This window comes from Streptosporangium sp. G12 (assembly GCF_052983175.1).
The window spans coordinates 139,325-151,714 of the sequence record NZ_JBRIQO010000028.1 but is presented as its reverse complement, the minus strand read 5'-3'; the positions used below and the strand labels follow the sequence as shown (position 1 = coordinate 151,714).

Annotated in this window: 14 protein-coding genes; 6 read left to right on the top strand and 8 right to left on the bottom strand. The window is 70.1% G+C overall.

Annotated features, from left to right (window positions below):
- Nucleotides 1-280 (top strand): peptide chain release factor-like protein (locus ACVCAG_RS36065; protein WP_440081240.1); only part of this gene is annotated, 280 nt, incomplete at its 5' end.
- A 293-nt stretch (nt 281-573) separates the two neighbouring features.
- On the opposite strand, the gene ACVCAG_RS36060 is transcribed toward ACVCAG_RS36065, so the two are convergent.
- On the bottom strand, nt 574-1,137 hold the full coding sequence (locus tag ACVCAG_RS36060; RefSeq protein ID WP_440081241.1) for a GNAT family N-acetyltransferase: 564 nt from the start codon (nt 1,135-1,137) through the stop codon (nt 574-576).
- Entirely contained in the window at nt 1,134-1,997 is an 864-nt protein-coding gene (locus ACVCAG_RS36055; RefSeq protein WP_440081242.1) for an SCO6745 family protein, read from the bottom strand. Before ACVCAG_RS36055 ends, ACVCAG_RS36060 begins: the two co-directional genes overlap by 4 nt.
- Before the next feature lie 34 nt (nt 1,998-2,031).
- Between ACVCAG_RS36055 and ACVCAG_RS36050 the strand changes: the two genes are divergently transcribed.
- Nucleotides 2,032-2,634 (top strand): CGNR zinc finger domain-containing protein, encoded by a 603-nt coding sequence (locus tag ACVCAG_RS36050; protein ID WP_440081243.1) that lies wholly within the window; start codon nt 2,032-2,034, stop codon nt 2,632-2,634.
- Between the two features lie 214 nt (nt 2,635-2,848).
- Here ACVCAG_RS36050 and ACVCAG_RS36045 read toward each other — a convergent pair whose 3' ends face one another.
- From ACVCAG_RS36045 to ACVCAG_RS36035, 3 genes are all read right to left on the bottom strand, one after another.
- Nucleotides 2,849-3,211 (bottom strand): nuclear transport factor 2 family protein, encoded by a 363-nt coding sequence (locus tag ACVCAG_RS36045; RefSeq protein ID WP_440081244.1) that lies wholly within the window; start codon nt 3,209-3,211, stop codon nt 2,849-2,851.
- Nucleotides 3,212-3,382: 171 nt separating this feature from the next.
- On the bottom strand, nt 3,383-4,165 hold the full coding sequence (locus tag ACVCAG_RS36040; RefSeq protein WP_440081245.1) for a L,D-transpeptidase family protein: 783 nt from the start codon (nt 4,163-4,165) through the stop codon (nt 3,383-3,385).
- Nucleotides 4,166-4,338: 173 nt separating this feature from the next.
- Nucleotides 4,339-5,484 (bottom strand): FAD-dependent oxidoreductase, encoded by a 1,146-nt coding sequence (locus tag ACVCAG_RS36035; RefSeq protein ID WP_440081246.1) that lies wholly within the window; start codon nt 5,482-5,484, stop codon nt 4,339-4,341.
- Nucleotides 5,485-6,056: 572 nt separating this feature from the next.
- On the opposite strand from ACVCAG_RS36035, the gene ACVCAG_RS36030 reads away from it, so the two are divergent.
- Nucleotides 6,057-6,563: a DinB family protein gene (locus tag ACVCAG_RS36030; protein ID WP_440081247.1), complete on the top strand. Its 507-nt coding sequence runs from the start codon at nt 6,057-6,059 to the stop codon at nt 6,561-6,563.
- A gap of 95 nt (nt 6,564-6,658) precedes the next feature.
- Here ACVCAG_RS36030 and ACVCAG_RS36025 read toward each other — a convergent pair whose 3' ends face one another.
- Both ACVCAG_RS36025 and ACVCAG_RS36020 read right to left on the bottom strand, forming a co-directional pair.
- Nucleotides 6,659-7,180 (bottom strand): MarR family transcriptional regulator, encoded by a 522-nt coding sequence (locus ACVCAG_RS36025; RefSeq protein WP_440081248.1) that lies wholly within the window; start codon nt 7,178-7,180, stop codon nt 6,659-6,661.
- Between the two features lie 168 nt (nt 7,181-7,348).
- Nucleotides 7,349-8,656 (bottom strand): site-2 protease family protein, encoded by a 1,308-nt coding sequence (locus tag ACVCAG_RS36020; RefSeq protein WP_440081249.1) that lies wholly within the window; start codon nt 8,654-8,656, stop codon nt 7,349-7,351.
- 210 nt (nt 8,657-8,866) lie between these two features.
- On the opposite strand from ACVCAG_RS36020, the gene ACVCAG_RS36015 reads away from it, so the two are divergent.
- Nucleotides 8,867-9,472: a response regulator transcription factor gene (locus ACVCAG_RS36015; RefSeq protein ID WP_440081250.1), complete on the top strand. Its 606-nt coding sequence runs from the start codon at nt 8,867-8,869 to the stop codon at nt 9,470-9,472.
- A 54-nt stretch (nt 9,473-9,526) separates the two neighbouring features.
- On the opposite strand, the gene ACVCAG_RS36010 is transcribed toward ACVCAG_RS36015, so the two are convergent.
- The gene (locus ACVCAG_RS36010; protein WP_440081251.1) at nt 9,527-10,642 is read right to left on the bottom strand and encodes a SpoIIE family protein phosphatase; all 1,116 of its coding nucleotides are present in this window, start codon (nt 10,640-10,642) and stop codon (nt 9,527-9,529) included.
- A 119-nt stretch (nt 10,643-10,761) separates the two neighbouring features.
- Here ACVCAG_RS36010 and ACVCAG_RS36005 point away from each other — a divergent pair, with 119 nt between their 5' ends.
- Complete coding sequence (locus ACVCAG_RS36005) at nt 10,762-11,991, top strand: GNAT family N-acetyltransferase (RefSeq protein WP_440081252.1); 1,230 nt, start codon at nt 10,762-10,764, stop codon at nt 11,989-11,991.
- Nucleotides 11,992-12,161: 170 nt separating this feature from the next.
- Nucleotides 12,162-12,359 carry a hypothetical protein gene (locus tag ACVCAG_RS36000; protein ID WP_440081253.1) on the top strand — a complete coding sequence of 66 codons (198 nt, stop codon included), beginning with the start codon at nt 12,162-12,164 and terminating at the stop codon, nt 12,357-12,359.
- The last annotated feature ends 31 nt before the right edge of the window (nt 12,360-12,390 follow it).

Genomic DNA, 12,390 nt, shown 5'->3' with positions numbered 1-12,390 from the left:
CAACAAGGCGAGCACGGCGGTACGGGCGACCCACCGGCCCTCGGGGATCGTCGTCGTGGTCGACACCGAGCGGCAGTCGAGCCTCAACCGCCGCATCGCCATGCGGCTGTTGCGACAGCGCATCGAGCACGGCGACGAGACGACGGGGCGCGCCGCGACCAGCGCCCGCCGGCGCATCCACGACGAGCTCGTTCGCGGCGACCCCACCCGTACCGAACGTCCGGAAACTCCGAAGCAGGACCCGGTTTCACGGGAGCAGACGCGCCGGCGACCGCGGTAGTCCACCTGGCCATGCCCTGCGGCGGAAGGAGAGTCGCACCCGACAGCATGAGAATCGCCAGGGCGAAAGCACGCATTGGCCAGCCTGGCTGCATGTCGAGTGCGGTGACCGCTCAGGACCTTCAGGCGTGGACGGCGGGCCCGGGCGAGAGGTTCGCGCGGGTGGCGGGCCGCTCGGGGCGGGTCGGGCCGCGGCGACGGGTGCCGGCCTGCCTGTTCGGCCTCCTGGCGCCGGTCGAACGCGAGAACCGCCGGCAACCGGCCGGCAGGTGGACGTCGCCCATGCTCACGACGTCACCGACCGTTTCGATGGCCGTCCGGCGTGGCCGTGACAGCCGGCGTCCGGTGTGAGCGAGTGAACACCACCACGTTCGCCCCGGGGCCGGTCAGACGCCGCCAGCCAAGGCGTTCGTAGAGCCTGATCGCGTCATGCGCCTTCGGCGCCGTCAGCAGCCAGCAGCCGGTCGCGCCCTCGCAGAGCAGGTCGAGGATGCGGGCCGCCAGGCGTTGTCCACGGGCGTGGGGGCTCACCGCGAGCTCATCGACCTCCAGCGCCCCGACCAGACGCGTTTCCACCTGGTCGCCGAGCTGGACGCGCACCCGGTCGTAGGCGCGGCCCGCGGGAAAGGGGCTTTGCGTCGGCCATGCCGTACCGAATCCCGCGGGTTCGCCGTCCCGGCCGGCGAGCACCGCCGCGAAGCCCGGGCGGCGTGCGTCCGTGGCCAGGCGCCTGGCGAAGTCGGCCGTGCCGTGTCCGTCCTCATACCAGGGTGGGCCGTTGAACGAGACGCGGTAGATCTCGATCAGTTCGGCGGCGCGGACGAGCGTCTCTTCGCCGGTGAGCCGCTCCAGCCTCACGCGGTCACCTGCACTTTGCCGATGCCCAACGTGGTCGTGCCCGGCAGCATCCCCGACTCGAACACCGCCCCCAGCAGAGGCCGGTTCAGGTCGGCCAGCCGCTCGGCCCCCGCCTCGCCGAGTGCCCGCCACGGCCCCGCCGCCAGTTCGTCCGTGAGGCGCTCGACCTGGTGGCGCAGCGCTCGCCCCGCCGGGGTCGCCAGGCCGTCGGCGTCGACGAGGCCCCGGCCGGCCAGTCGTTCACGCGCGGCGGCCCACTCCTCGGAACTCCACCCGCGTCCCGCGAAGTGGTCGACCGGCGCGGCTCCCACGGAGGCGAAGGAGACCAGCGCCTCGCACGCGTCCAGCCCGGCGGCCTGCAATGCCGTCAGATGTCCGTCACCGCGGTGTTCGCGCAGGACCGTGTACGCCTGCCAGAGGGCCAAATGCGGCTCTCGCGGCCAGGGCAGTTCGAGATTGGCCGCGGCCAGCGGCCGGTGGGCGACCTGGATGCTCTCCGCTGCCCTGACCGCGAGCTCCGCCGCCTCCGTCACGTCGACGTGGTCGCCGAGGAGGGCGCGAAGTGTCCGGTCCATCGCTCGCGACCGCGCTTCGAGCACCTGCCCGGGGATCGCCACGACCCAGATCGCCGGCACATACTCGGCGATCATCATGGGGCTGAAGCTGTAGCAGGCGGCGGCGACCACCCTCGGTCCCGCGGCGCCGAGCGGCGCCATGCGCCAGGCGAAGTAGCTCGGCCAGCGCGATCCGATGTCATGGCCGAGCCTCGCCGCCTCTTCGAGAGCCTCGGGGCTGAAATAGAGCGTCGCGTGCACCGGCTCGATCTGGTGCCACATCTGCCGTGCGAGTCGTTCGAACATGGCCAAACCCTCACTGTCTACATAAGGTATGACAGTGACGATAGATTCATGGCGCATCACTGGTCAATCCGAAATAGACAGTTATGTTGGAAGCAGGGTCGAGCTGGCGGTCCTGCTGGTGAACTGCCTCACCGCCACATCGGCGCATGGCCGTGACGTCACGCCGCCGCGATCCGGTGACGAACGGCTCGCCGCGATCACCACCCGGCTGGTCGCCGCCGGTCGCCCGCCCTCCATGCTCACCGCCGCGGACGCCGACCGGCTGGCCGGGATCGCCGCCGACCTGCGCCCGGCTTTCGGTGCCGGTGAGCGCGTCCTCGAGGCCGCCGCGCGGCTCAACAACCTGCTGGTACGGCACGGCGCCGTGCCGAACCTGCACGGCGACTCGGACCGGCCCCTCGTTCTCGCCTTCCACCGGGCCGATGCGAGCCTCGTGGACGCGTGGGCCGCGGACACGGGAACCGCGCTGGCCATGGTCATCGGTGTCGGCCAGGCGGCCCGGCTCGGCGCCTGCCAGGCCGGCGGATGCCGTCTGGTCTTCTTCGACACCACACGTAATGCCTCGCGCCGCTTCTGCGATCTGTCATGCCAGAACCGCGCCAAGGCCAGCGCCTATCGGGCCAGGCGGCGAGCGTGAGACCCACGGGTGAGCCGTTCCGCGCCGGGGCCCGGGACGATCACCTCTGAACCGTTTTCACCCTGACGTGGCTGCTCGAGACGGCCATGGGGCGCCAGTCGCGCGTCCGGTCCCCGGGGTGGCGGAGGCAGCCCCTGACGGGGACGGCTCACTCCGGGTGTCTCCCGCGGGAGAAGACAGGCGCCGCGCCCGCGGCTACGGTCTCGCCGGAGCCTCAGACCGCGTAGACGGGTGCGAGGTCGACGAATATGCGGTAGTCCGAGATCAGACCGTCGTCGCGGGTGCGCCAGATCGACACGGCCACGACGCCGGCGTCCTTGCCGTCGAGCCGCCGGTAGGTCACCTCGGTCTCGGCGATGATGTCGGCGTCCACCTGCCAGTTCCTGACGATCCGGTGCTGCAGGCCGCCGATGGTGGAGAAGAACGCCCGCAACCCGGCGGCGATGGCCTCACGTCCCGCCATCGGCTCGGCGTTGCCGAACACCAGTGTGGCGTCCTCGGCCAGCAACCGCACGAACTCGTCGGGGTCGAACGAGTCGACCACCTGGAAAACGCGTCGCACCACGTCGTCGTTCATGCCGATCCTTCCCCGCGCAACCGGGATCACTGGTCGGGACGATACGGGGCGAAGGACGACGCGCAACTATCGCGAAGGTGGGTATCTCATCGCCGAAGGCTCGAAGGTCTCCGAACCGTGACGTCGCGGCAGGACCCGGTGCGGTGGCCATGCCGATGCACCGGGCCGGCCTCAGAGCTCCTTCGGCCGGTCCGCGTCCTGTCCGGAGAGTCCGGGGGACTCGGGGGACGCGGGGGACGCGGGCCGCCCGGAGGACTTCGGGCGCTCGGGAGACGTGGCCCGGTCTGGAGACGTGGCCCGGTCCCGAGGCTCGGGAGCCGCGGGACGGCGGACGTAGACCGGGGTTCCCGTCGGGGTCATGTCGTAGAGCGCCTTGGCGTTGTGGAGCGGCACCCGGATGCAGCCGTGGGACGCGGGATGCCGCGGGACCCGCTCCGAGCCGTGGAAGCCGATTCCCTCGTTGAAATAGATGGTGTAGAACTGGTCGCCCAGCGGCCCGCTGGTCCATCCGGGCGTCCGGAACCAGGCGCGGAAGTCCCCGGTGGGCGTGACGGCGACCCCGCAGTGGCCCTTCTTGCAGTAGTGCTCGCCGTTACCGGTCGAGATGTGGGAGACCAGCGCGGGCTTGCCGCCCTGCCACGCGGTGAGCAGCTGGCGGCGCAGGTCGATCTCCACCCTCGTGGGCTCCCCGTACGACACCAGCGGTTTGAGGCGCGCCGGGCGGGAGAGCGCCCGCCAGGTCCGCGGGTCGATCTCGTCGGTGGGAGGCAGCCCGTTCGCCTTCTGGAAGGCCCACACGGCCGCGCGCAGCGCGGGACGGTACTCGTCGCCGGCCTCTCCCGGCCCGAATCCCAGCCGGTCGAGGCGCCGGTGGACCTGCTGGACCTGGGTCCCCCTGTCGCCGGGGCGAAGGAGGGGAAACCGTGACAGCGGGGTGTGCTCGGCACGAGGCACGGGAGGGCGCTCATGGGGAATGGGCGCGCCGGAATGCCGTGACGACATGACACCGGTGTTCGCGACACCGAATGGCAGGCACGCGGTGAGAACGAGGGTCGAGTTCGCGATCAGGAGGCACGTGATGGTTCTCCGCATTTTTTAAACGCCTATCCACTCTCGGGCGAGATCCGTTAGAAGGAATACGAGTACGTGCGATCCTCTATCGCCGCACGCACCAGACCGACGGCCTCCTGGGCGCATCCCCAGGAGAAGCTGAATCCGGCTCCGCCGTGCGCGAAGTTGTAGACGACCTGTTCTTCGTCGTCCCACTCAAGACAGACGTTCTCGTTCCGGAACGGCCGCAGCCCCGCCCGTACCGGCTCGTCGGGGTCCAGCCTGGCGTGTCGCAGCGCGGGCATGAAGGCCAGGCACCGCTCGTACATCTCCCGTACGGGCCCGTGGTTCTCCAGATTGATCCCGGTGTCCCACTCGTCCTTTTCCGCCAGTCCCCCGAGGACGAGGAGTCTCGGATTGCGCGGCACGATGAAGACGATGTCCTGCTCGTCCTTGTTCTCCTCGTCGTGGGAGACGCAGTGGGCCTCGCGGATCCGGCGCCCGCGAAGCCCGTCGTTGCGGACCCGCACCAGCGCGCCGCGCAGCGGATACATGCCGATGCCGCGGAGCCCGGCGGTGCCGAGGCCGGCGCAGCAGACGATCACCTCGGCGCCGAAGCGGTCGAGGAGCTCGGCCCTGCGCTCGGCCAGCAGCCCCTCGACCCGGTACCGCTCGACCCGCACACCGTGGATCTTGACCTGCCGCATCAGCCACGCCATGTACTGATCGGTGTCGATCATGGGCGCCATGTGCGAGTACGCGTCGACCACGCCGTAGTCGGGACTGACGCCGTTGCGTTCGGCGAGCGACCGGTCGCGGACGAAGCCTCGCACCTTCCCCGCGAGTTCCTGCATCTTGTGGAGATCGTGCGGACTCTCCTCGACGGGGTGTTTGAAATAGAAGTTGGACCTTCGCATGGCCACCCCGGGAACCTTGGCCCGGGCCAGCTTCTCGAACATCTCGTACGAGGTGACGCACCAGTTCTTGGAGCGAGCGAGGGAGATCTGGTCGTGGTGGTAACCGCACACCGCCGGTGGCCACTCCCACAGCGCGCCCGCGACGACCGAGACGATGTCGGGCGCGAATCTCTCCGCGACGACGGTGACGCGAAACCCTTCCCTGGCCAGGCACAGCGCAGTGGTCAACCCGCTTACCCCGGCCCCGATGACAAGTATCTTCTCTGAATTCGCGCGCACCTGGGAACGCCTTCTTTCCGGATCCATCCAGCTCGATCACTTTCCGGCGCGACCGACCGCGGGAGGCCGTCACGACGAACACCGAAACCCCTCCACAGTAAATGGGGACGCCGGTGAATCCCGGAATGGCGGCGAACACGAAACGGGAGAGGACCGGCCGCGGGCCGATGGGAAACCATTACCGACCGGGGAAACAATCTGGATTGAACGGGGAAAAGCCGCACTCTACCTGAATCCTCCGATGACAAACCTTTGGCCACGTGCCAGATTTTCATCACCGATCCACCGATCGACCCGGGCGAATATTGACACCTCCTTAGTCGAGCCCGGGTCGCCAGGGCGGGCCGGCCGGGGTCATGGCGGGCTGAATTGCCTACTTTGCTCTGCGGACTCGCCTATATGCCCTCGGTGGGATTGTTGAGGGCAGGTGGACGTCCGAGTCTCACTTGTTGTAGAACGTGGTGACTGAACGCCGGATGGTGCCGGCACATACCGATGCGCAGGTGTCCTCCGGTACGCGGCGACGCGCGGACGCCTCGCGATCGGCCGGGAGGAAAAAGGTATGACAGCGGGCCCGCGTGCCGACAGGATGGGACGCCATGACCGACACACGCGTTGACCCCGCCTTCATCGCCGACGAGAGCACCATGCTGCACTCCTGGCTGGACTGGCACCGGGAGACCCTGGCCGTGAAATGCGCCGGGCTCTCGGACGAGCAGCTTCGCCTGCGTTCCGCCGAGCCGTCCACGCTCTCCCTGCTGGGTCTGGTCCGCCACATGGCCGAGGTGGAGCGCAACTGGTTCCGCAACATCCTCAACGGCGAGGGCGCCGCCCCGTTCTACTATTCCGACGACGATCCCGACGGCGACTTCGACACCCTGGAGACGAGCACGGCGGAGCAGGCGTTCGCCCGCTGGCGGGGCGAGATCGCGCACGCGCGCGAACTGTCCGCCGGGCTTCCCATGGACACCGTGGGAAAGACGCGACGCCGCGACCATGACGTCTCACTGCGCTGGATCCTCGTCCACATGATCGAGGAGTACGCCCGGCACAACGGCCACGCCGACATCATCCGCCAGCGGATCGACGGGGTCACCGGGGAGTAGCGCCGACCTGCGGGACGCACGCCCCCACCCGCGTGAACAGGCACGAAGAGCAGGCGAATCCCGTGCAGGACGGGCCGATCGCGGCAACGGCCGGATCAGCCCGGGGCGGAGGTCTCCACGAGCGTCTCGGCGATCATCCGGTCGAGGTCGGCCAGGTTCGCCGGGCGGGCGACGGCGGCCTCGGCGAAACGGTCGAGAAGCCGGGCGAAGACCTCGCGGTCCGGCTCGTCCCAGTCGGCCATCAGGCCGTCAAGGTAGGTACGCCGGTGGCGGATCACCACCTCCAGCACGCGACGGCCCCGCTCGCTCAGTACGAGCCGGGCCCGCCTGGCGTCCACGGCCGACTCCTCGCGCTCCACGAACCCCGCGCCGACCGCGTCGTTGACCAGCCTGCTGGCCGTGGAGGGATCGACACCCAGTTGCTCGGCGACGGCGCCCACGGTCACCTCAGGCACGTCCAGGCTCAGCTTGTGCACGGCGTGCACGACCATCACGTTCGACATGTGCACCGCTCGCTGCGGCTCCCCGGCCTTGCGCGCTCGCAGTGGCCGCGACCAGATCCGGCGCAACCGGAACAGGGCCACGTCGATCACCGCTCCAGGCGTTCCCTCGTTCACGGCGTCACCCTAACCCCTGCGGGCGGATGTGCCGTGTCTCCCCACCTCCGACCCCCGGCACGCCACGCGGGCCGTGCCACGTCGGAGGTCGCCACCCGTGGACCCCGTGGCGGGCAGATCGGCGCGTACGGCACGACGGTCCGTACGGGACATCGGGGCGGGGAACGGTCAGCCGGACAGGCGGACCGGGTTGACCAGGTCGGCGTACATCAGCAGGCCCGCCATGATGATCATCAGGAAGGCGATCGCGTAGGTGAGCGGAAGCGCCTTGGCGATGTCGACGTGGCCGGGCGTGGGGCGGCGGGCGACGCGGGCGAAACCGCGCTTGAGCCCCTCCCACAGACCTCCCGCGATGTGGCCGCCGTCCAGGGGAAGCAGCGGGATCAGGTTGAACAGGCCGATCGCCAGGTTGAAGCCCGCCAGCAGGTTGATGAAAACGACGATCTTGTTTTCCAGCGGGATCGCGGCGGCGGCGATCTCACCGCCGATGCGGCTGACGCCGATGACACCGATCGGGCCGTTCCTGTCGCGCTCGTCCCCGGAGAAGGCGGCGTGCCAGACGCCCACCATCTTCTCGGGGAACCTGAGCAGCGAGGCGGCGGTGGCCGAGGTGAGGTCCCCCATGTGCGCGGCCACGGCGCCGAAGCTCTGCTGCTCGATGACGATCTTCGGGCTCACCCCGAGGTATCCGACACCCTTCTCGATCTTGCCGGGCTCGTCCAGCGACTCGCGGTCCTGGGCGATGAGGCTGGCGTTGACGGTCAGATCCTGACCGGCCCGCCTGACGCCGATCGCGATCGGGCCCGCGCCGTGGTCGCGGATGGCCCGCGTCGCGGCGTCCCAGCTCGTGGCGGGTTTGCCCGCCACGGACACGATGACGTCTCCCGGCCTCAGCCCCGCCGCGCTGGCCGGGCTGGGCTTGTCGGCCGCGGTGCACTCGGGGTTCTTCTCGTACTCGGCGGCGGTCTTCACGCACTGCGGGATCGAGGCGATCTCGGTCTTCTGCGTGGGGATGCCGAAGCCCATGAGCACGACGCCGAACAGGACGAACGCCAGCACGAAGTTCATCGCCGGACCGCCGGACATGATGATGACCTTCTGCCACCAGGGCTTGCGGTAGAACACCCGGTTCTCGTCGCCCGGCCGTACCTCCTCCAGGGCGACGTCGCGGGCGTTCTCGATCAGGCCCTGCCAGGGGCCGGTGGAGACCGAGCGCACCTTGCCGGGGGCGTCGGTGGGCCGGGGCGGCAGCATGCCGATCATGCGGATGTAGCCGCCGAGCGGAAGCCACTTGATGCCGTACTCGGTGTCGCCCTTGCGGCGCGACCACATCGTCGGGCCGAACCCGACCATGTACTGGGTGACCTTGACACCGAACAGCTTGGCCGGCACCAGGTGGCCGATCTCGTGCAGCCCGATCGACACCATCAGTCCCACGAGAAAGACGATGACCCCGACCACGGAGAGCCAGCTCACAGGTTCATACCCCCATCGCGGTTTCACCGACAATGCCCCATAAGAGGTTAGCCCAAGTATCCGGCCCCCACGCCGCCGCGAAAAGCGGCGTTCCCGGCCGCTCTCCCGGCCGGGTCTTTCGGGACTCTTTGCCGATTGGACACACTCCGTTGACATTCAGCGATCACACGAACACTCTTTGATGAAGGTGAGGCGGGAGAGAGGAGCGTTTTGATCGGGATCCTGGTTGCCGAACATCTTCCCCTGGTCCGGCGCGGGCTGGTGGCGACGCTGCAGAATGAGAACGACATGAAGGTGGTGGCCGACGTGGCCGCCGGGGAGGACGTGCTTCCCGCCGTGCTGCGGCACGCGCCGGAGACGGCGGTCATCGATCTCGACCTGCCGGACGTCGACGGTCTCACCACCGCGCTCCGGCTGCACGAGGAGGCTCCCGGCTGCCGGGTCCTCCTGCTGTCGCGCGACCCCAGCCCCGGCCAGGTCCGCCGGGCCTTCGCCGCCCACGCGCTCGGGTTCATGAGCCTGGAGGTCGGCCCCGAGCAGCTGGCCCACGGCGTCCGCCAGGTGGCGGCCGGCCGGCGGGCGGTCGACTCCGAGCTCGCGGTGGCGGCCCTGAGGTCGGCGGAGAACCCTCTGACCCGCAGGGAGCTCGACGTGCTCCGGCTGGTCGCGCAGGGGGCCAGGTCCGGCGAGATCGCCGACCAGCTGTTCCTCTCCGTGGGAACGGTCCGCAACCACCTGTCGCGGATCATGTGCAAGACCCAGGCACGCAACCGTCTCGACGCCGTACGCATCGCCGGCGACTCCGGGTGGCTCTGAGCCCTCCTCCCGAATCCCCGGAAGCCGCATCCCGGAGCCGTTCTCGGAAGCCGTTCAGGGGCGCCAGATGAGGATGAGGGCGCAGTCGTCGTTGTGGCCCGACGACATGGAGGCCACCAGGTTGCGGGCACCGTCACGGAACCCCGAGGGCACCAGGCGCTCGGCCTCTCCCAGCAGGCGGTCGAGACCGGCGTCGATGTCGCGCCCCGGCTGCTCGATCAGGCCGTCGGTGTAGAGCATGAGGGCGTCGCCCTTGCGCAGCATCCCCCGGTCGGCCTCGCAGTGCAGGTCGGGCACGACACCGAGGACGACCCCCTTGGCCGCGGAGACCCGCCACGTCCCGGTGCCCGACTCGAACTTGACCACCGGGGGGTGACCGGCCGAGGTGATGACGTACTCGCCCGTCACGAGGTCGAGCCGGAGATGGACCGCCGTGACGAAGCCCTCGGCCTCGCGCTGGCGGTGCAGGTAGGTGTTGCAGGCGGGCAGGAAGTCGGTGACCGAGCCGAGCAGCCCGCCGAAGGTGCCCGACAGCAGCAGCGCCCGGGTGCCCGCGTCGACGCCCTTGCCCGACACGTCGACCAGGGCGAGCTCCAGCGTGTCGTCCTCGCGCATGGAGACCAGGAAGTCGCCGCCGAAGGAGGAGCCTCCTGCCTGCTTGAGAACCACCTTGGAGCCCCACCCCTTGGGCAGCGGGGGCAGGTCGCTCTGGCTCTTGAGACGGTCGCGCAACTCCAGCAACATCACGTCGCCACGCAGACCCTGCACACCGAGCTTGCCCCGGGTGCGGGCCATCAGCGCGGCCAGCACCGCGGTGAAGCCGAAGGTGACCAGCAGGCCGGGACCGATGTGTCCCACCCCGCGCACCACGGCCACGTAGACCAGGGAGACCGCGACCGCGAACAGCAGCTTGACGAGACTGTTCAGCCTCAGCTGGAGCCCCGCCACGAGGGTGACCGGGATCATGAGCGCCGGGGAGAACCACTCCATGGACACCCTGGCGGCCAGCCCGCCGATCAGCAGGGTCAACAGGGTCAGGGTGATGAGCAGGTTCCGGTCGCGCGCCAGGGGGCCGCGCCGCAGGAAGCGCACGACGGGAACGAGAAGAGGGACGCGGACCAGGAACGCGCGGAGCGCCGGAGGGAGCAGCGGCACCGGACGGGAACTCATGATGCGCTCGACTGTATCTGGCCGCCCTCCCTTTGGGCAGCCCACTTGACCAACGCCTTGATCATTAAGCAGGGATATTAGATGGCCGGAACCGTTTGTCCCCTACTACCGTTCGGAAGATGACTCTCAGCCTACGTCCGATCAGCGAAGCCGAATGGTCCGCTTGGAACACCGTGGACGAGGAGGCGTTCGGCGCCGCCACCCCGGAGCACCGGCAGGAGATCTTCAAGCGCAACATCGAGTTCGACCGCTCGCTCGGCGTGTTCGACGGCGACCTGCTCGTGGGCACCACCGCGGTGTACAGCTTCAGCATGACCGTGCCCGGCGGGCCGATCCCGGTCGGCGGCGTCACCGCGGTCGGCGTGCTGCCCTCGCACCGCCGCCGGGGCATCCTCTCCTCGCTGATGACCCGCCAGCTGTCCGACCTCCACGAGCGGGGCGAGGCCGTCGCCGCGCTCTACGCGGCCGAGGCCGCGATCTACGGTCGCTACGGCTACGGCAGGGCCTCGGACTGCGTGGTCTTCCGGATCCCCACGGCGAACGCGGCCTTCACCCGGCAGGCCCCGGCCGATCCCGCCCTGCGGCTGCGCGTCGTCAGGCCCGCGGAGGCCAGGTCCACGTTCGAGAAGATCTACGAGTCGGCGTTCGAGCAGCGTCCGGGACTGTACGCCCGCACGCCCGCCCGCTGGGACACGGTGCTGACCGACCAGGAGTCCGACCAGGGCGGCGCCGGTCCGCTGCGCGCCGTGGTCGCCGAGGACGACGGCGGCCCGCGCGGTTACGCGCTCTTCCGGATCAAGGGCTCCTTCGACGACCACGACCTTCCCGCCGGCGAGCTGCGGCTCAAGGAGCTGTTCGGTCTCGACCCCGCCGCCTACGCGCTGCTCTGGCGGCACGTCCTGGACCGCGACCTGGTCTCGCACGTCCTCGCCCAGAGCAGGCCCTCGGACGACCCGCTGATCCATCTGCTCGCCGAGCCGCGCCAGCTCCACGCGCTCTGGCTGGACGACCTGTGGGTCCGCGTGGTGGACGTCGAGCGGGCCCTTCCCGCCCGCCGCTACAGCGCGCCGGTGGACGTGGTGATGGAGGTCGAGGACACCGTGTGCCCGTGGAACGCGCGCCGCTGGCGGCTGACGGCCGACACCTCCGGCGCCCGCTGCGCGCCCTCCGACGACCCCGCCGACCTGACCCTGCCCGTCTCCGTGCTGGGCGCCGCCTACCTGGGAGGGCGACCGCTGGCGGCGCTGCTGGCGGCGGGGGTGGTACGCGAGTCGCGCGCGGGGGCCCTGCGGGAGCTGTCCACCGCCATGTCGTGGGGTCCCGCCCCCTGGGGCGGGCTGGTCTTCTGACGACTCTTCCGGCCCTCGGACGTTCTGACGCCTCTTCCGGCGACGGCGACGGCGACGGTCGCCACGGCCACTCCGGGCGGCCGGAGCCGTTCAGGCCGGGACCGTTCAGGCCGGAGCCGGTCCGGAGCCGTTCGGGCCGGGGCGGGCCGGAGCGGGTTATGGTGGCCGGCATGGCACTGCAGAGCTTGCAGATCAACGCGATCACCGCGATGCGGGCGCGAGACGTCTCACGCCCGTCACGGGAGCAGCAGGAGGCCGCGGACCGCCGCCCCCTGCGCGACGAGACGCCCCGCAAGGAGCCGGCGCGCCACGGGGCACGCAGGGAGCCGCCGCGCGGGGAGGTTCCGCCCCGCGAGCGCCACCGCTGAGGAAGGTTTACGGCTGAGGGCCCCCGAGGGT